The 18,827-nt window shown below is 67.4% G+C and carries 15 protein-coding genes; 8 read left to right on the plus strand and 7 right to left on the minus strand.

Translation table 11 applies throughout. The features are described 5' to 3' along the window. The first annotated feature begins 32 nt into the window (after positions 1-32). Positions 33-953: a hypothetical protein gene (locus LCI23_RS03535; RefSeq protein ID WP_224944144.1), complete on the plus strand. Its 921-nt coding sequence runs from the start codon at positions 33-35 to the stop codon at positions 951-953. A gap of 170 nt (positions 954-1,123) precedes the next feature. Then, positions 1,124-1,645, plus strand: a complete 522-nt coding sequence (sodC, locus tag LCI23_RS03540; protein WP_224944146.1) for a superoxide dismutase family protein — start codon at positions 1,124-1,126, stop codon at positions 1,643-1,645. A 49-nt stretch (positions 1,646-1,694) separates the two neighbouring features. Here the strand turns inward: sodC and hpaR are convergent, their stop codons facing one another. Continuing rightward, complete coding sequence (gene hpaR / locus LCI23_RS03545; protein WP_224944149.1) at positions 1,695-2,165, minus strand: homoprotocatechuate degradation operon regulator HpaR; 471 nt, start codon at positions 2,163-2,165, stop codon at positions 1,695-1,697. 144 nt (positions 2,166-2,309) lie between these two features. Between hpaR and LCI23_RS03550 the strand changes: the two genes are divergently transcribed. Beyond that, positions 2,310-3,251 carry a bestrophin family protein gene (locus tag LCI23_RS03550; protein WP_224944151.1) on the plus strand — a complete coding sequence of 314 codons (942 nt, stop codon included), beginning with the start codon at positions 2,310-2,312 and terminating at the stop codon, positions 3,249-3,251. Positions 3,252-3,299: 48 nt separating this feature from the next. Beyond that, a complete protein-coding gene (locus LCI23_RS03555) occupies positions 3,300-4,811 on the plus strand; it encodes an acetyl-CoA hydrolase/transferase family protein (RefSeq protein WP_224944153.1) in 1,512 nt (503 codons plus the stop codon). Positions 4,812-4,952: 141 nt separating this feature from the next. Here LCI23_RS03555 and LCI23_RS03560 read toward each other — a convergent pair whose 3' ends face one another. The 3 genes from LCI23_RS03560 to LCI23_RS03570 form a co-directional block, all read right to left on the minus strand. Next, complete coding sequence (locus LCI23_RS03560; protein ID WP_224944156.1) at positions 4,953-6,596, minus strand: M28 family peptidase; 1,644 nt, start codon at positions 6,594-6,596, stop codon at positions 4,953-4,955. Between the two features lie 68 nt (positions 6,597-6,664). After that, positions 6,665-8,980 carry a M28 family peptidase gene (locus LCI23_RS03565; protein WP_224944159.1) on the minus strand — a complete coding sequence of 772 codons (2,316 nt, stop codon included), beginning with the start codon at positions 8,978-8,980 and terminating at the stop codon, positions 6,665-6,667. A gap of 129 nt (positions 8,981-9,109) precedes the next feature. Further along, entirely contained in the window at positions 9,110-9,775 is a 666-nt protein-coding gene (locus LCI23_RS03570; protein WP_224944161.1) for an energy transducer TonB, read from the minus strand. A gap of 323 nt (positions 9,776-10,098) precedes the next feature. Here LCI23_RS03570 and LCI23_RS03575 point away from each other — a divergent pair, with 323 nt between their 5' ends. The 4 genes from LCI23_RS03575 to LCI23_RS03590 are packed head-to-tail and all read left to right on the plus strand — an operon-like array spanning position 10,099 to position 14,914. Then, positions 10,099-10,749, plus strand: a complete 651-nt coding sequence (locus LCI23_RS03575) for a response regulator transcription factor (protein WP_224944173.1) — start codon at positions 10,099-10,101, stop codon at positions 10,747-10,749. A 7-nt stretch (positions 10,750-10,756) separates the two neighbouring features. Beyond that, complete coding sequence (locus tag LCI23_RS03580; protein ID WP_224944177.1) at positions 10,757-11,683, plus strand: hypothetical protein; 927 nt, start codon at positions 10,757-10,759, stop codon at positions 11,681-11,683. Next, positions 11,680-13,212: a sensor histidine kinase gene (locus LCI23_RS03585; protein WP_224944179.1), complete on the plus strand. Its 1,533-nt coding sequence runs from the start codon at positions 11,680-11,682 to the stop codon at positions 13,210-13,212. Before LCI23_RS03580 ends, LCI23_RS03585 begins: the two co-directional genes overlap by 4 nt. A gap of 13 nt (positions 13,213-13,225) precedes the next feature. Then, positions 13,226-14,914: a M14 family zinc carboxypeptidase gene (locus LCI23_RS03590; protein WP_224944182.1), complete on the plus strand. Its 1,689-nt coding sequence runs from the start codon at positions 13,226-13,228 to the stop codon at positions 14,912-14,914. A gap of 42 nt (positions 14,915-14,956) precedes the next feature. Here LCI23_RS03590 and LCI23_RS03595 read toward each other — a convergent pair whose 3' ends face one another. The 3 genes from LCI23_RS03595 to LCI23_RS03605 form a co-directional block, all read right to left on the minus strand. Continuing rightward, positions 14,957-15,679 (minus strand): choice-of-anchor K domain-containing protein, encoded by a 723-nt coding sequence (locus tag LCI23_RS03595; RefSeq protein ID WP_224944185.1) that lies wholly within the window; start codon positions 15,677-15,679, stop codon positions 14,957-14,959. A gap of 184 nt (positions 15,680-15,863) precedes the next feature. After that, a complete protein-coding gene (locus LCI23_RS03600) occupies positions 15,864-17,660 on the minus strand; it encodes a DUF885 family protein (protein WP_224944188.1) in 1,797 nt (598 codons plus the stop codon). A gap of 16 nt (positions 17,661-17,676) precedes the next feature. Further along, complete coding sequence (locus LCI23_RS03605) at positions 17,677-18,822, minus strand: branched-chain amino acid ABC transporter substrate-binding protein (protein ID WP_224944193.1); 1,146 nt, start codon at positions 18,820-18,822, stop codon at positions 17,677-17,679. Positions 18,823-18,827 lie beyond the last annotated feature (5 nt).

Raw genomic sequence — 18,827 nt, forward strand, 5'->3', positions numbered from 1 at the left:
TGCGAATCCTGTGTTCCGGCGGCCTGCACCTGATGACCCTGATCCCCGATGCGCTGGAACTGGTGCGCGAGCTGATTCCCAACAGCGCGTCCCAGCTGTTCCTGGTCGCGGAGCGGGCGCCGGAAGACATGCACGAAGCGAACGTGCTGGGCGTGCTGCCGCCGCCCAACGGCTACTTCTATGGCGACTCGGTCGATTTCGGCGTGCCGCCGGCGGAAGCGCGGGCGCGCGCCGCCCACGTGCTGGAAGCGCGCCTGGGCCCGGCATCGCACCCGCTCGGCACCCTGACCCTGCTGCGCGACGACGGCCCGCCCTTCGACGCGGACGACGAGGAAGACCTGGGCCGGGTCGCCAATTATTTTGATTACGCGCTGCGCAATGCGGCCGCCGCCGGCAACGGCCTGTCTGGCGTAATCGAGGACGAGGCCATGCTGCTGGCCACCACCAACGGCGACATCCTGTTCCTGAGCGATTCGGCCGATGCGCTGCTTGGCCAGCTGGCCTCGCAGGAACAGCAGGTGTTCGACCGCCGCACCCTGCCGCCGTTCTGCCTGCGCCTGGTGGAGTCGGTGGTGTACGGTGAACGCTATCCGTGGCGCCTGCCGGCCGGCACGCTGGAACTGGCGGGCGGCGTGCTGGAGGCGCGCGCCCAGTGGATGAGTGCCGGCTCCTACGACGCCATCCACAGCCGCACGGTCGGTGTGTTCCTGAAGTTCGTGGTGCCGATGCCGCTGCGGATCTGGCGCGCGCTGGGCAGCGTGGAGCTGTCGCCGCAGCAGATGGAAGTGGCGTTCTGGATGGGCCTGGGCGGCGGACGGGAAGCGGCGCGCTCGCGCATGGACGTCAGCGACGCCGTGCTGCGCGACTGCGTGAAGGCGGTCTACGAGAAGTTCGGCTGCACCTCCGAGGCCGGCCTGCTGGCCATCCTGCGGCCCGCCATCTCGCGCATGTAGGGCGCCCGCCCGGACCTTCCCCCCACCCCAGGGGCTGGAATACAGACGTGTCGTTTTCTTATCATGCTGGTCGAGGCCGGCGTGCGGCCACCATGCGCTCCCCATCCGCCAGGATGGTCTACACTGGCATGGCTTTTCATTATTTCAACCGGATCCGAAGGAGACTTGTCATGAACATTCGATGGATGTGCGCCGCCCTGCTGGGCGCTACCTGTGCCCTGGCCAACGCGGCGGACATGAAGGTCGCGATGAAGATGGCGACCGACAAGGGCGAGGGCGCCGACGTCGGCACCGTCACCATCAGCGAGACCCGCCACGGCCTCGTGTTCACCCCGGCCCTCACCGGCCTGACGGCCGGCCTGCACGGCTTCCACGTGCACGAGAACGGCAGCTGCGCGCCAAACCAGAAGGATGGCAAGACGGTGCCCGCGGGCGCCGCCGGCGGCCACCTCGACCCGGCCAAGACCGGCAAGCACGGCCTGCCCTGGGGCGACGGCCACCTGGGCGACCTGCCGGCGCTGACGGTGGACGACAAGGGCGCCGCCACCAACCCGGTACTGGCCCCGCGCCTGAAGCTGGCCGACGTCAAGGGCAAGGCCCTGATGGTGCACGTCGGCGGCGACAACCACGCCGACCATCCGGCGCCGCTGGGCGGCGGCGGCGCACGCATGGCCTGCGGCGTGATCCAGTAAGCAGCTGCGCCCGCGCGGGATGGCGCCAGGGCGCCATCCCGCATCCTTCCTAACTTTCCGTGCGCGGCGGCAGCGCCACCTGCGGCACCTCGGTGTCCTGCGCCGCGATGAAATCCTCCAGCGCGCGCGCGAGGTCATCCACCACGCGCTTGCCCCAGGCCTTCTCCATCAGCCGGTACTGCTGGTCGATCAGCGGCGCGATCGCGTCGAACAGCGCGTCGCCCTGCGGCGCCAGGCTCACCATCACGCGCCGCGCATCGGCCGCCACCCGCGTGCGCCGCACCAGGCCCGTCTCTTCCATCCGCGCCAGCATGCCCGCCATGCTCGGGCTCAGGATCTGGCACAGTTCGCACAGTTCGCGCGGCTCCAGCTGGCCGTGCTCGTCCAGCGCGCGCAGGATGCGCCACTGCTGCTCGGTGATGCCGAAGTGGTTCAGCACCGGGCGGAAATGCGACATCAGCGCGTCGCGCGCCTTCAATAGCTGCTGGGGCAGGTTACGGTGGGTTATGCGGCGGGCCAATCTAGTCTCCCATTGAACTTCGTGACGGCCAACACGGCCGTGGACGGCATCTTCACTTGACTCGCTAATACATTAGTGATTTACTGCGAACATATTAGCGAATTTCGCTGACCTATCTCACTTTTTTTGCGCTAGCGACAACACGTGATTATCCGGGACCGGCCTTCGGGGCTCAAGCTGTTCGTGCTCCTGCGCGGCTCCATTCTTCCGCACATCCTGCCTGTCCTGGTGGTGAACATCGTGGTCGCGACCCTGGTCACCTGGCTGCACGGCAGCCTGGGCGACGTCAAGATCACGCTCACCACGATTCCCTTCACGCTGATCGGCCTGCCGCTGGCGATCTTCCTCGGCTTTCGCAACAACTCGGCCTACGACCGCTTCTGGGAAGGGCGCAAGCTGTGGGGCGAACTGCTGCTGCGCGCGCGCAACCTGGCGCGCCAGTGCGCCAGCCTGGTCGACGACCCGCGCCCCGCCCACATCCGCAACGGGCTGGAGGACGTGCGGGTGCGCATGGTGCTGCGCGCCGCCGCCTTCTCGCATGCGCTGCGCGACCTGCTGCGCAAGCTGCCGCCCGACCCGGCGCTCGAAGGGCTGCTGCAGCCGGCCGAGTTCGCGGCGCTGGCGCAGGCGCCGAACAAGCCCGACTACCTGATGCAGCAGATGGGCCACGACCTGGCGCGCTGCCTGAAGGAAGAGCGCATCGCTCCCTGCCTGGCGGTCAACATCGACCATACGCTGTCGGCCATGACCGCGGCCGCCGCGTCCTGCGAGCGCATCCGGAACACGCCGATTCCGTTCTCGTACACGCTGCTGCTGCACCGCACGGCCTACCTGTACTGCTTCCTGCTGCCCTTCGGGCTGGTGGACACGATCGGCTTCATGACCCCGCTGGTGGTGGCCATCGTGGCCTACACCTTCTTCGGCCTCGACGCCCTCGGCGACGAGCTCGAGGAACCGTTCGGCACCGACCACAACGACTTGTCCCTGAACGCCATCTGCCGTGCGATCGAGATCGACCTGCGGAGCGCGCTCGGGGACGAGGCGCCCCCGCCGCCGCTGGCGGCGGTCGACTACCGCCTGACCTGAACCCGTTCGGGACCGGCGGCGATTCTGCGAAGTACTGGAGAAGACAAGATGCACCATGACCAATACGTACAACACGACCGCATCCGCCTGCCGCAGCTGCGCGAGCGTATCACCAGCGCGGCCCGGGCGGCCACCTGGATCAAGGACGGCATGACCGTCGGCATGAGCGGCTTTACCCGCGCCGGCGACGCCAAGGCGGTGCCGCTGGCGGTGGCCGACCGCGCCCGCGAAGAAACCTTGAGAATCACCGTGATCACCGGCGCCTCGCTCGGCGGCGATACCGACCGCCAGCTGACCGAGTCCGGCGCCCTGGCGCGCCGCATGCCTTTCCAGACCGACCCGGCGCTGCGCGCCGCGATCAACAAGGGCGAGGTGATGTTCATCGACCAGCACCTGTCCGAGACCGTGGAACTGCTGCGCACGGGCCAGATCGCCCCGATCGACGTGGCCGTGATCGAAGCGGTGGCGATCACCGAGACCGGCGGCATCGTCCCCACCACCTCGGTCGGCAACAGCGCCAGCTTCGCGATCCTGGCCGACAAAGTGATCGTCGAGATCAACACCAGCATGTCGCCGGCGCTCGAAGGCCTGCACGACATCTTCATCCCGAAGCGGCGCCCGAGCCGCGAACCGATGCCGCTCACCAGCGTGAGCGACCGCATCGGCACCCAGGCCATCGAGATCCCGCCCGAGAAGATCGTGGCGATCGTCTTCACCGACAAGACGGACAGCGCCTCGACCATCCTGCCGCCGGATGCCGAAACCGCCGCCATCGCCGGCCACCTGATCGACTTCTTCGCCGACGAGATCGCCCAGGGGCGCCTGACCGAGCGCCTGATGCCGATCCAGGCCGGCATCGGTACCATCGCCAACGCGGTGGTGTCGGGCCTGAACGCGGGCCCGTTCAGGCACCTGACCATGTATTCGGAAGTGCTGCAGGATTCAACCTTCGAGCTGTTCGACTCGGGCAAGCTGGATTTTGCATCGGGCTCCTCGATCACGGTGTCCGACGCCAAGGGCCGCGAAGTGTTCAGCAACATCGAGCGCTACAAGGACCGCCTGGTGCTGCGTCCGCAGGAGGTGAGCAACCATCCGGAGGTGGTGCGGCGCCTGGGCATCATCGCCATCAACACGGCGCTGGAGTTCGACATCTACGGCAACGTGAATTCGACCCACGTTGCGGGCACGCACATGATGAACGGGATCGGCGGCTCGGGCGACTTCGCGCGCAACGCCTATCTGTCGGTGTTCGCCACCAAGTCGGTGGCCAAGGGCGGCAAGATCTCGAGCATCGTGCCGATGGCCTCGCACGTGGACCACAACGAGCACGACGTCGACGTCGTCGTCACCGAGGTCGGCCTGGCCGACCTGCGCGGCCTGGCGCCGCGCGAACGGGCGCAGCGCATCATCGACAACTGCGTGGCCGAACCGTATCGTCAGATGCTGCGTGAGTATGTGGAAGAAGCGAATCGGGGAGGAGGGCAGACCCCGCACGTGCTGGAGAAAGCCTTCGAGTGGCACGTGCGGTATCGGGAGACGGGGTCGATGCTGCCGGAATAATGGCCGCATGATCTGATGCGACCCGTAGGGTGGGCGGCTACGCCGCCCACGCGGTAATAGTTAGCGGCAAGATCACCGCGCACGAAATCGGAGCCTTAAGCGATCACCGCGTGGGCAGGGAACCTGCCCACCCTACGAAACTTACTTGCTGGCCGTCCTTCCCTTCCCAAACGGATCCCCCTCCTTCCATTGCGGCGCCTTCGGCGCGTCGGCCACCCTGCGTCCCAGATTCAGCGTAAACTGCGCCTGCTGCACCATGCCCGCCAGGTCCCAGCCCGGGTCATACTCGTCGTTCGCCTGGTGATAGCGCTCGCGGTAAGCCTTCTGCTTGGCGTTGCTCGCTTCCACATCCTTCACCCAACCGTGGCCCGCGCCCACCGAGAAGGCCGGCACGCCAGCCTTGGCGAAGCTGAAATGGTCGCTGCGGAAGTAGCCGCCGCCCAGGTCGGGCCGGCGCGGCGCGATGCTCAAGCCCATCTCCTTCGCGGTGGCGGCCGCCATCTCGCCCAGGTCGGTGCGCTCGCTGCCCGGGGTGTTGACATCCTTGACCAGGCCCACGAAGTTCAGGCTGTCCAGGTTCAGGTTGGCGACCGTCTTCTCGATCGGCCACAGGGGTTTGGCCGCATAGGCCGCACTGCCCAGCAGGCCCTGTTCCTCGGCTGCGACCCACAGGAACATCTGGCTGCGCTTGGCCGGGTTGCGCACGGCTTCCTGCGCCATCGCCAGCAGGGCGGCGGTGCCGGAGGCGTTGTCGACCGCGCCATTGAAGATGGTGTCACCGCTGTTGCCCTGCTTGCCCATGTGGTCCCAGTGCGCGCTGTAGATCACCACCTCGTCCTTGAGCTTCGGATCGGTGCCCGGCACCACGCCGGCCACGTTGAATTCGTTCAGGGTGCGCACCTCGGCGCGGGCTTCTCCCTGCACGCGCGCGTTCAGCGCCACCGGCCTGAAATCCTTGTTTTCGGCGGCGGCGCGCAGCTTGTCCAGGTCCTGGCCACCGGCCGCGAACAGCTTGCGCGCGGTGGCGTCGGTCATCCAGCCCTGCAGTCCGGTGCCGAGCACGCCCTCGGCCAGCTGGAAGCGTTCCGCATTCGCCCAGCTGTTCTGCACCACGCTCCAGCCATACGAGGCAGAGGCGTCGGTGTGGATCAGCAGGACGCCGGCCGCGCCCTGGCGCGCCGCTTCCTCCAGCTTGTAGGTCCAGCGGCCGTAGTAGGTCAGGCCTTCGCCGTTGAAGCGCTTCGGTTCGGCGGCGGTCGGCTTCGGGTCGTTGACCATCATGACCAGTACCTTGCCCTTGAGGTCCTGTCCCTTGAAATCGTCCCAGCCTTCTTCCGGCGCATTGATGCCGTAGCCGACGAACACCAGCCCGGCGTCCAGGCGGTGGTCGGCCTGGGCGTCGCCCGGGCCCCAGACCCAGTCGGCGCCGAACTTCAGCGGCAGCGGCTGGCCGTTGGCGACCAGGCCGATGCTGCTCTTCTCCGGCAGCGCGCGCACGCCGGCGATCTTCACCGGCTGGCGGAAGCTGCCCCCGTTGACCGGCTGCAGGCCGATCGCCGCGGCCTGGGTTTCCAGGTAGGTGACGGTCAGTTCGCCGCCGCGCTGGCCGGTGCCGCGGCCTTCGACCGCGTCGGAGGAGAGAAAGGCGAGGTGGGCGCGCAGCGGCGCTTCCTTGACGGTGGCGGCGGAGGCTGGCGCCTTTGGCGCGGCTGCCTGTGCCGGATAGGCCAGCGCCAGGCTGCCGGCGAGGGCGGTGAGAACCAGGGAGGAGACAATCTTGTGCATGGTTTCCTGCTGCTTGGGTTGATCGAATGGCACGGTGTGCAGCAGGCATTGTATGCCAGGCCGCTGGCTCAGTAGAACCGCAACACGTCCGAGGAAACCGTCATCCCGGTTCCCGCCAGCCGGTGCGGCGCACCCGGCGGCAGCAGGTGCACCGGCAGGCCTGGCATGCGCTCCTCCACCACCACCGCCAGGATGTCGTCGGCGGGGGCGTCGAGCGTGAAGCGCAGCAGCCGGTCCTGCATGCCGTACAGGGATAGCGACCACGGGCTTTCCCTGGTGGTGAGGAGGTGGCCGTTGAGGGTGGAGCGCTGCGGCTTGGTACCCGCTGCCCACATTTCGATGTGCGGCGCCCGGTTCTTCGAGCGCAGCGTGAATTCCACCTGGCGCAGCGCCGGGCGCTGCCCGGGCCTGGCCAGACGCGGGTTCTTCAGCATGAAGGCTTCCGGATAGGCGATGGTGTCCTCGCGCGGTGCGATCGCGAGCCACTGGCGCGGGCTGTTCCAGCCGAACACGTCGACATGGACCTCGGGTTTGTCCAGCTTCGGGAACAGTCCCTTGGTCCAGCGGTCGAGTGAGCGTCCCTGGCGCTCATCTCGCAGCAGCCAGTAGGCGCGCCAGCTGTTCATGTCCTTGAAATACACCAGGCGCTCCGGCGCGCGCGCCGGGTACTCGGCTTGCATGGCTGGCGTGCCTGCGGCCCGGCCTGGCGCCGCCAGGCCGGGCGCCAGCGCCGTGGCCAGCAGCAGCGCCGCCCCGACCACGCGTCCGAACGGCAGCAGCAGCAACAGGCTGGCAAAGCACAGCAGCATCACCGTCAGCACCAGCGCCGGCAGGTAGATGCCGTGCGGGGCCAGCGCGTTCCAGCTGGCGCGCAATGCGGGTACGAGCAGCAGGAGCGCGGGCGCCAGCCCGAGTGCCAGGATCAGGAACCGGGAGGTGGTGTCGCGCCGCGTTTGCAGCGCGGTGAACGCGCCCAGCGCCGCCACCAGTGGCCAGGCCAGCAGGTAGGCGGCATCCGGCGCCAGCGCCAGCACCCCGAGCAAGGCCATGGCCAGCCAGGCCATCGTCCCGAGGAACACGGAAGCGGCGCCCGCCAGCCGCCGCAGCAGGTAGAGCGCGCCGATGAACAGGCAGGCACCGGCCAGGGCGAACACCAAGGCCGCCCCGCCGTCCTGGTCCCGGGTCAGCGCGGCCAGTTCGTGGCGCCGTTCCCAGAGCAGCATGCGGGTGGCCAGCAACAGCATGGCCACGCCGAAGAATCCACGCAGCAGCGGGACGGCACCGGCCGCGCTGCGGGCCAGCATCGTGTGGTAGCCGCGCGCCAGCAGCAGGGCGGCCAGCGCCGCCAGGCCCCAGGACAGGATCGCCGGATGCCGCACCTGGCCCAGCATGGGCAGCGTGAACCAGGCATGCGGCTGGCGCGCACCGCGTGCCAGCGGGGCGTTGCCGAACTGCTGCGCCAGGCGCAGCATGCTGTCGCCCATCTGCGCCAGCAGGGCCGGGTCGGGACGCTCGGTAGCGAGCCGCCGGCCGGTGTTGGCAAACAGCAGGGCCGGGGCATCGATGTCCGCGAGCGGGCCGGTGCGCGGCATGTCCGGCAGCAGCCGGTACAGGCGCGCCATCAGTGCGCTGCCCGGCATGCCGGGCGTGGCCGCGGCCCAGCCGCGCAGCACCTGGCTGCCCGCGCCGCTTGCATCGGCCAGCACCAGCGGCCCGGCGCCGCTGGCGCCGTCGAACTTCAGGATCAGGCCGACCTCGCGCGCCAGCGGATGCTGCCGGACGAAGCCGCTGGCGCCGAGCGCCCCCACGTCTTCGCCATCGGCGAACAGCAGCACGATGTCGTTCAGGTGCGCCGAACCCGTGTGCAGCGCGCGTGCGGTCTCGATCAGGGCCGCCACCTGCGCCGCGCCACTGTTGCTGGCCGCCGCGCCAGGCGTCAGTGTGCCGCTGTCATAGTGGGCCGCGATCAGCAGGGCGGGACGGCGCAGCCGGTCCGGCGCGCTGCCTGGCAGGCGTACCACGATGTTGTGCACGACGCCCAGCGTCACGTGGGTACCGCCCCAGTGGCGGATGCTGGACTTCTGCACCGTGGCCGTCTGCACCTGCGGCGCCAGTCCGATGCCGCGCAGCTGGCCGACGATGTAGGCGCGCGCCGCCGCATTGGCGGCGGTGGCGATCGGGCGCGGCGCGGCGCCCAGCACCGCCACGTGGCGCAGCATGGGCGCAAGCCGTGGCGCGGCCTGCGCATCCGGCATGGGCGGGGCGGCCGGCCTGGTGGCGCGCCAGCCCAGCGCCAGCAGCACGAAAGCAATCAGCAAGCCGGCGCCCAGTGCAGCCCGGCCCAGGGCCCGCGCCGGCGCCGTCGGTATTCCAGCAGTAGACATGTCTCTCTCTCTCATTGTTGATGTTGTGGTCGGTGCTGCGGTGCTGCGGTGCTGCGCTCCCCCGGTGCTCATGCAAGAGGCGAAAAAAAGCCCGCGAACCAGGCGGGCCAAAAAGGGAATCAATGCGGCTTATTCGAGTGTCCAGACATAGGCGATCTGCCCCCAGCCCGCTTCGGCGACGCCGTTGTTCATGGCCGGCTTGAACTGGCACAGGCTCAGGGCGTTGAGGGCGGCGCGATCGAGCTCGCGGTGGCCGCTCGATGTCTGCACCTTGGCGTTCTGCACCCGGCCGTCGGGGCCGACCAGCAGCGCCAGTGTCACGGTACCGGTGTCGCCGTTGCGCGCCGCGGTCACCGGGTAGTCCGGCTTGGCGCAGCCGTCGGCATTGGCCAGCACGGCGCTGAACATCTGGCCCGGATTGCCGCTGCTGGCCGCCGGCTGGGCGGGCGGCGCGTCGCTGGCCGAAGGCAGGGCCGGTTCCGACGCCGGTTCGGCCTCGGTGGTGGCCTGCACGGTATTCTCGAGCGGTGGCGGTGGCAGCTCGACGTCGGGCTTCGGCACCACGATGTTTGGCTTGACGGCTTTTGGCTGGGGTGCCGGCGGTTCCGGCGGCGGTGGCGGAGGTGTCTGCGGCTGGATCCACACGGTGGCGTCCTCGATCAGCCTGGGCAGCACGATGCCTTTCGAATTCATCACGTTGATCAGGCCCATCGCCACCAGCACGTGCAGGCCGGCCACCAGGGTGAACTTGCCGGCCTTGCCGCCGGCGCCATCGTTGAGTTGCGTGAAGTGCATGACGAGCTCCTTGTTATCGGGCCCCGCGCACGGGTCGCAGGACTTTTTGCTTAAGGAAAGATATGCATCTGACAGGCTGATGGAATTAATATATGCTACGCCCTAGCAATGTGTAAAGCTATTTGTTGGTAATTATGCTTCCATTTGTAAGTTGGTCCGCCTTGGGGGCCCGATGAAATGGGGTCTCGCGTCGCGCCGCGTTGTATGAAATAATCGTCCTGCTACCCGCGTTCTTTCCGTCGCTTGGCACACATAGCTGCCAGAGATTGGTAAGCGGATGTCAGCGGGTCATGTCAGCAGGCGAAACAACAGGAGTGAGTGTGGTGTCCGAACAGAAAAAACCGATCCGTGTGATGCTTGCGGACGACCACCCGATCGTGATGACCGGGTTTGCCATGTCGCTCGAAGCGGCCGGCATGCAGGTGGTGGGGCAGGCCAAGACCCCGAGCGAAGCAGTGGCGCTGTATGCGGCGCAGCAACCCGATGTCGTGATTCTCGACATGCGCTTCGGGACCGAGCTGACCGGGCTCGATGCCGCCCAGAGCATCCTGAAGGACGATCCGCGCGCGCGCATCATCTTCCTGAGCCAGTTCGACCAGGACAGCCTGATCAAGGAAACCTACCGCATGGGCGCGCATGCCTTCGTCACCAAGGACTGCGATCCGTCCGACCTGGTGACCGCGGTACGCCATGCGCATGACGGCAAGCTGTATTTCCTGCCGCAGATCGCCTCGCGCCTGGCCAGCATGGCGGTGCGCGGCGACGTCACGCCACAGTCGCAGCTGGACGAGCGCGGGCTGGAAATCTTCAAGCTGATGGCCGAGGGGCTGACCAACGCCGAAATCGCCGAGAAGCTCGACCTGTCCACCAAGACCATCAGCAACATCAGCCAGTCGATCAAGGAAAAGCTGGGCGTGCACCGCCAGGCCAACATCACCCTGCTGGCCGTGAAGCATGGCCTGATCGAGCCCTGAACGAACGATGCATTTCCTCGCCTCCCTGTGCGCGGCCCTGGCTGCGCTCGCGCTGCTTGCCGGTCCCGCGCATGCGCAGGATGACGCGCGCAAGGACGAGGAGGGCGTGGGCTTTCGCTTCCAGATCCTGACCGGCGACGACAGCGAAGTCACGCGCCGCATCGCCGAAGACCTGTACAAGCGCCTGGTGCCCACCTTCGCCGGCTTCCGCACCGAACTGGCCCAGCACCGCCGCATGCTGTACGTGGCGATCGGCCCGGCCGCGCTGCGCGACGCGGTGGCGCGCCGCTGCGACTGCGTGGTGATCTCCGCGTTTACCTCGAGCCAGGTGTGGCGCGCGCTGACCGCCAGGACACCGGCCGCGCGTGCCGGCCTGCTCACCGCCGTGTATGCCGAGCCGGCGCCGGCCGACCAGCTGCGCCTGGCGGCCCTGCTGTACGGACGGCCGGCGCGGGTCGGCGCCATCCTCGGCACCGACACCGCCTTCCTGCGCCCGGCGCTGGGCAGCGAGGTCGAGGTTCAGCTGTTCGCTCCTGGCGACGACATCAACCATACGCTGAGCCGCATGACGCGCGCCGAGGTGCTGCTGGCCATGCCCGATGGCGACGTGTACAACCCCGAGAACGTGCGCAACATCCTGCTCTCGACCTACCGCCGCAAGCAGGGCGTGATCGGCTTCTCGGCCGACATGGTGAAGGTCGGGGCGCTGGCCACCACCTATTCGGAAATCGAGGACATCAACACCCAGGTGGCCGAGATCGCGGCCGCCTTCGTCGTCACCGGAGAGTTGCCGCCGCCGCAGTTCCCGCGCTACTTCCGCACCCTGGTCAACGAGGGCGTGGCGCGCTCGCTCGACGTGCGCGTGACCGACGCGGCGCGCCGCTTCTCGCACCTGCCGGCCCGCCTTGGCGCGCGGCCGGCGGCCAAGCCATGAAGCTGCGCGTATGGCCCGGCTGGCGTTTCTGGCGCGGCTGGAGCATCGGCCGGCGCATGACCTTCATCACCATGCTGCCGGTGACCTTCCTGTTCACCGCCTTCGTGTGGTATTCCTATTATTCGCACCGCGCCCAGGTGGCCGAGGAACTGGCCGAGCGCGGGCGCACGCTGGCGCGCGCGCTGGCCGAGACCAGCGAATACAACGTCATCTCGGGCAACCTGTCCGACCTGCGCCTGACCATCAACGGCCTGGTGCAGTCCGACAGCAGCATCTACCGCATCGAAGTGGTGGGTACGGACGGCATCCAGGCCGTGCGTGTCGATTCCGAATCGGCGATCGACGCCCAGTCGCACCATTACGAGGCGCCGATCAAGAAGCAGGTGGTGTGGATCAACCTGTTCACCGACAACGGCACGCCGCACGTGTCGGCGTCGAGCGATTTGCGTCCGCCCACCCTCACCACCGAGATCGTCGGCTGGGTGCGGGTAACGATGTCGCCCTCGAACATGATGGCCAAGCAGACCCGGCGCTTTCGCTTCGAGGTGGGCATGGCGGCGCTGGCGCTGGTGGTCAGCGGCGTGCTGGCCTGGGTGCTGGCGCGCTCGCTGACAGTGCCGCTGCGCGAGGCGATCGGCGCCCTGAGCCGCATCCGCAACGGCGACTTTCGCGTGCACCTGCCGGTCACGACCGGCGGCGAGGTGGGCGAGCTGCAGGCCTCGATCGGCGAGATGTCGCTGGCCCTGGACGAATCCAAGCGCGACCTGGAAAACAAGGTGGCCGAGCGCACCCGCGACCTGCTGGCCTCGCGCAACGAGGCGCTGCGCGCCGACGCCGACAAGCGCAAGCTGATCCAGAAAGTCAATTCCATCATCGAGGACGAGCGCAAGAGCATCGCGGTCGAGATCCACGACGAACTGAACGCATCGCTGATTGCCGCGCGCCTGGAGGCGCAGTCGATCGGCGCGCTGGCCGCCAAGGCGCCGCCCAGCACGGAAGTCGAGGAAATCGGACGCAAGTCGCAGGCCATCACCAAGCTCGCGCTCGACCTGTATGCCAACGGCCGCCGCCTGGTGCGGCGCCTGCGTCCGGAAGTGCTCGACATGCTCGGCCTGCACGGCGCGGTGGAAGAGATGGTGCGCCACTACGACGGCAGTTCCGGCTGCAGCTTCGATTTCCATGGCGAGGGCGATTTCTCCGGCCTGTCGAACGAGCTCGCGATTTCCGCCTACCGCATCGTGCAGGAAGCGCTGTCGAACGTCATGAAGCACGCCCAGGCGACGTCGGCCCAGGTGCGGCTGGTGCTGGACGAAGGCGCGCAGACCCTGCGCATCGTGGTCGCCGACGACGGCAACGGCTTCGATCCGGCCAGCGCCTCGGAAGGCATCGGCATCATCGGCATGCGCGAGCGCGTGTATGCGGTGCACGGCGTGATGGACGTGCGCTCCAGCCCTGGCGGCGGCACCGTGGTAGCGATCACGCTGCCCCTGCAGGCGCCGGCGGCGGTATCATCCATCCCTTCGATCTAACTACTTCCCATCCATGTCCACTGAACTGCTGACGCCCTACGAACAGGGTAACCTCAACCAGACCACCACCCACGCGCAATGCATCGCCTGGTACGACACCCTGGCGCACCTGTATCCGGGCGTGCTGCGCTTCGAGCAGGTGGGCGTGTCGGACGCGGGCGTGCCGATCCACGCGGGCGTGGTCAGCAGCGACGGCGTGTTCGCGCGCGCGGAAATCAAGGCTGCCGGCCGCCCGGTCTTCTTCAACAACAACGGCATCCACCCGGGCGAGCCGGAAGGCGTGGACGGCTGCATGGCGCTGGTGCGCGATTTCTGCACGCAGCCGGAACGCCTGGCGGCGCTGGGCAAGACCGTGTTCCTGTTCATCCCGCTGTACAACGTGGACGGCAGCCTGAACCGCGCCGACACCTCGCGCGTGAACCAGGACGGTCCCGAGCAGTTCGGTTTCCGCGCGATGAGCCGCCACCTCGACCTGAACCGCGATTTCGTGAAGTGCGACTCGCTCACCGCGCGGGTGTTCAACCGCCTGTTCACGGACTGGGACCCGGACGTGATGGTCGACACCCACACCTCCAACGGCGCCGACTACAGCTATACCATGACCCTGATCCACACCCAGCCGGACAAGCTGGGCGGGGAGCTGGGCGCATTCCTGCGCGAGACCATGCTGCCGGCCCTGTACGCCGGCATGGAGCAGCGCGGCTGGCCGACCTGCCCCTACGTGAACCCGGTCAAGGACAGCCCGGACCACGGCATCGCCGACTTCCTCGAGACGGCGCGCTTCTCGACCGGCTACGCGGCGCTGCACCACACCATCGGCTTCATGCCCGAGACGCACATGCTCAAGCCTTTCCGGGACCGCTACGAGTCGATGCGCGCGCTGGTCGACACGGCGCTGGCATTCACGGTGGCGAACGCGGACCGGATCCAGGCCCTGCGCCGCGCCGCCAAGGCGGCCAGCGGCACGCGCCGCGAGTGGCCGGTGCACTGGGCGATGGACGAGGCCAATCCGGACAGCTTCCGCTTCAAGGGCTACGAGGCCGGCTACAAGCCCAGCGTGCTGGGGAACTATGCGCGCCTGTGGTACGACCGCAGCAAGCCCTGGGAGCGCGACATCGCCTGGTACAACCGCTTCCCGGCTGACATCCACGTGCCGGCGCCGCGCGCCTACGTGGTGCCGCAGCAGTGGGTTGAAGCGATCGAGCGCCTGCAGTGGAACGGCGTGCGCATGGAGCGGGTGGAGGCGGACCGGGTGGAAGAGGTGGACTATTACCACATCGTGTCGGTGACGTCGCGTCCGAACGCCTACGAGGGCCACATGTTCCACGACGACGTGGTGCTGGAACGGCGCCGCGCCCGGGTCGCGCTGCGCGCGGGCGACTTCATCGTGCCGCTGGACCAGGACAATGCGCGCTATGCGGTGGAGACGCTGGAGCCGCTGGCCCACGACAGCTTCTTCCGCTGGGGCTTCTTCAACAGCGTGCTGGAAAAGAAAGAGGCGTATTCGGACTACGTGTTCGAAGACCATGCGAGCGAACTGCTGGCCACCGAGCCGGTGCTGGCAGCGAAGTTCGAGGACTGGAAGGGCGCCAATCCGGCCTTGCTGGACAAGCAGGAAGCGGTGCTGGACTTCATTTTCGCGCACTGCGAGCGCTATCGCGAACCGGAATGGCGCCGCTATCCGGTGTTCATGCTGGGCTGAACATGCGGGGCGCCAGGCGCCCCGCATGTCACGGCAGGCGCTTCAAGGCTTGCGGCGGCGCAGGAGACCCAGTCCCAGCAGGCCTGTGGCGAGCAGCGCCATGCTGCCCGGTTCCGGCACCTCGGCGGGCGGAGGCGTGACCACCACTGGTTTCGCCTTGAAGTCGGCCGTGATGTACATGGTCGAGGTCCGGCTTTCAGGATTGAACCAGTAGGTGCCGTCGAAGCTGCCGGCGCCGGCGAGCTGGTATTTCAGGTCGGAGATCTCGAGCCCGTCCAGGGCGAAGGACAGGCCGCTCAGGTCGGCCAGCGTCAGGCCCATCAGCACGTCGCCGGCCGGGTTCGCGGTATTCAGGATCGAGAAGTTGAACACTTCCTTGTCGCTCACCGCATTCGGCTGGTTGAAGCGGATGTTGAGCGTGTAGTCGACGTTGAAGCGGTCAGGCGTGAGCCAGTCGACAGTGGCGCGGTTGGTCCAGACCAGTTCGGCGAGCACCACGTCGTTGGCCTGCGCGAGATCGACATTCCATTGGCGCTCCTGGGCAAGCAGCGTCGAACCGTTGGTGAACAGGCCGAAGCCCCACGCGAGTTTCGAATCCGGCTTGCCGCTGCGGTCGAACACGTAGCAGGTTCCCCAGCAATGTGAGACATTCGAAAACTTGCCATCGGAACTGCCCTGGATCGTGGTGGCCTGGGCAGTGCCTGCACCGAGCAGGAGCGGCAAGACGAGCGCAGCGTGCAGCAGCGTGGAGCGGAAGAAATTCATATTTCCCTCAAATAAATAAAATTATGAATATGCAAGAATAAGTATGCCATATTGCAAATTATTCATTAACAGGAAACTATCTTTTTTATTGCGTTGCTGTGTAAAAAACAACATTCCGTGCTGATTGCACGTAAAAAAGCCGGGAGTGCAATGCACCGCCCGGCTCCCGATCGCGTCTGCAGTCTTATTTCGATGCGGCGATCCAGCGATCTACCTTGTTTTCCAGCACTGCCAGCGGCAGCGTGCCTTCGCCCAGCACGATCTCGTGGAATTTTGGCAGGCTGAACTTGTCGCCCAGCGCATCCTGCGCGCGCTTGCGCAGTTCCATGATCTTGAGCGAGCCGATCTTGTAGCCCAGCGCCTGGCCCGGCCACACCATGTAGCGCTCGATCTGGGCGCGCGCTTCGTGTTCCGAATAACCCAGCGTGTCCTGGAAATAGCGGATGGCCTGGTCGCGGCTCCAGCCCTTGGCATGCAGGCCGGTGTCCACCACGAGGCGTGCGGCGCGCAGCATCTCGTCGTTCAGGTGGCCGAAGTAATCCTCGGGCTTGTCGAACAGGCCCATCTCCTTGCCCAGGGTTTCTGCGTACAGGGCCCAGCCTTCGGTAAAGGCGTTGTTGCCGCCGAACTTGCGGAAGTTCGGCAAGCCCAGTTCCTGCACCAGCGCGATGTGGAAGTGGTGGCCCGGCTGGCCTTCATGCAGGTAGAGCGTGACCATGCCGGTGCTGCCGTACTGCTTCGGGTCGTTCACCACCGACCAGAACACGCCCGGACGCGAGCCGTCTGCCGCGGGCGGGGTGTAGTGGTCCGAGGCGGAGGCCCGCGTCAACTCCGGTTCCAGGCGCAGGTCGAGCGGTGCCTTCGGCCGCAAGGTGAACAGGGCCGGCAGCTTGGCGCGCACTTTGGTGTCGAGTTCGCGGAACACGTCGATCACCTGCTGGTCCGAGGTGAAGGGCTTGTACTTCGGCTGTTCCGACACCCAGCGCGGCAGGCCGGCCGCCGGGCCGGTATAGCCCATCTTCGGACCGGTCACGGCGTATTCGCCCTGGATACGCGCCACTTCCTTCAGGCCGATCTGGTGGATCTGTTCCGGCGTGAGGCTGGTGGTGGTCATCGCCGCCACCCGCACCGCGTACCAGGCGGCGCCATTTGGCAGGGCATTCCAGCCGGCGCTGGTGCGCGTCTTCGGCAGGTAATCCTTTTCCAGGTAGGCCGCCAGGCGCTTCAGGGCCGGATTGAGCTTGTTGCCGATGGTCTCGCGGTAGGCCTGCTGCAAGCTGCGCTTTTCGGCGGCCGTGAAGCTGGCCGGCATGTTCTTGATCGGCGTGTAGAAGATGCTCTCGTCGGCCTTGCTTGCCACCAGCTGCTGGAACTGGGGCAGGGCGGATTGCATCGGCTCGCGCGGTTGCACCACGCCGCGCTTGACGCCTTCGCGCATGTTGGCGATCGCCTGGTCGATGTGCGGCACCAGCTGCGCCAGGCGGCTCAGGTAGGCGCGGTAGTCGCGCACGCTGCTCAGGGGCTGGGCACCCTGGCCGCCCGCGTAGTTCGCCAGGATCACCGGCATGCTGACCATCTGGTCGACCGGCAGCAGGTGTTCGGGGAAGGCGGCCAGGCGCAGCGCGCTGTCGAGCTCGAACTTGAGGATGTCGTAGCTGGTCTGGTCGCGGCTGTCGAGGCGCGCGCGCGGGATGGCGGCCAGGCGCCTTAGGTAGCCGCGATACAGGGCGAACTGCTGCTCGCGCAGCTTGGGCGAGATCGACAGGCCGAGCTTGTCGTTGAAGCGGCTGTCGCCGTTTTCGGTGGCCCATACCGGCTCGAAGCGCGCCAGTGCCTCGTAGTATTCGTCGGCCAGCGCATTGAGCTGGCGGCCTTCCCGGCTGGTCGCCGTGGATGCGGACTGCGGCGCGTCGGCCGGCGCGGCCTGGGCTGGCGCGCAGGCCAGCAGCGCGGCCGCGGCCAGCGTGAAGCATGCTTTCATCGTGTGGTCTCCGGAATCAGTAGCTGGCCAGCGGCGTGAGCGCGCCGTTCTTGAAGGTATAGACGGTGACGGTGGTTTTCTTCAGGTTGCCCTTCGGGTCGTAGCCATAGGTGCCGACCACGCCCTGGTAGCTGATCGCATGCATGGTCGCGCCGACCTTGGCCGGGTCCAGCGAATTCGCGGTCTTCATGGCCTGGGCGATGAACTTCGTCTGGTCGTAGAACGAGGGCGCGTACACGTCGGGGTCGCGCTTGAAACGCGCCTTGTAGGCATCGATGAAGGCCTGGCCGCCTGGCTGCTTGGCGACGATGGCGCCAGCCTGGGCGCAGCGCACGTTCTCGCCGACCGCGGCGCCGCCGAGCTTGGCCATCTCGGGGCTGCACAGGGTGTCGCCACCCAGCAGCGGCACGTTCAGGCCGAGCGCCTTCATCTGGCGCGCCATCGGCGCGGCCTGTGGCGCATAGCCGCCGAAGAACACCGCGTCCACGCGCTTGGCCTTGAGCGAGGTGAGGATGGCGGCGAAGTCGGTCGCCTTGTCGTTGGTGTATTCGTGGCCGGCGATCCTGATGCCGTTGGCCTGGGCCTGGCGCTTGAATTCCATCGCCACGCCCTGGCCGAAGGCGCCGCGGTCATCGATCACGCCGATGTTCTTGACCTTCAGCTCCCTGGCCGCATAGGCCGCCACCGAGCCGCCCACCTGGGTGTCGCTGGCGACGATGCGGAACACGGTCGGATAGCCGGCCTGCGTGATCTTGGGATTGGTGCCGACGGTCGACATCAGGATGCCGTTGTCGTTGTAGACGCGCGACGCGGGGATCGCCACGCCCGAGTTGTAGGGACCGAGCACGAACTTCACCTTGGCGTCGGCGAACTTCTGGGCCACGGTCACGCCCTGTTTCGGGTCGCCCGCGTCGTCCTCGGACTGCAGCTCGAAGCGGATGGTGTTGCCGCCGACCTGGAGCTTCTGCGCGTTCAGTTCTTCGACGGCGAGGCGCACGCCGTTCTCGTTGTCCTTGCCGGCGAAGGCATTCGCGCCCGACAGCGGGCCGCTGACGCCGATCTTGACGACCTGTTCGGCGGCGCTGGCGCCGGCGGCATGCAGCGCGAGCAACGCGGCCAGCGCGGCCTGTGCAAGCGGCGCCTTGTGCAGTATGGATGGCATTCCCT

The sequence above is a fragment of the Massilia sp. MS-15 genome (assembly GCF_020176695.1).
GTDB lineage: Bacteria > Pseudomonadota > Gammaproteobacteria > Burkholderiales > Burkholderiaceae_D > Telluria > Telluria hydrophila.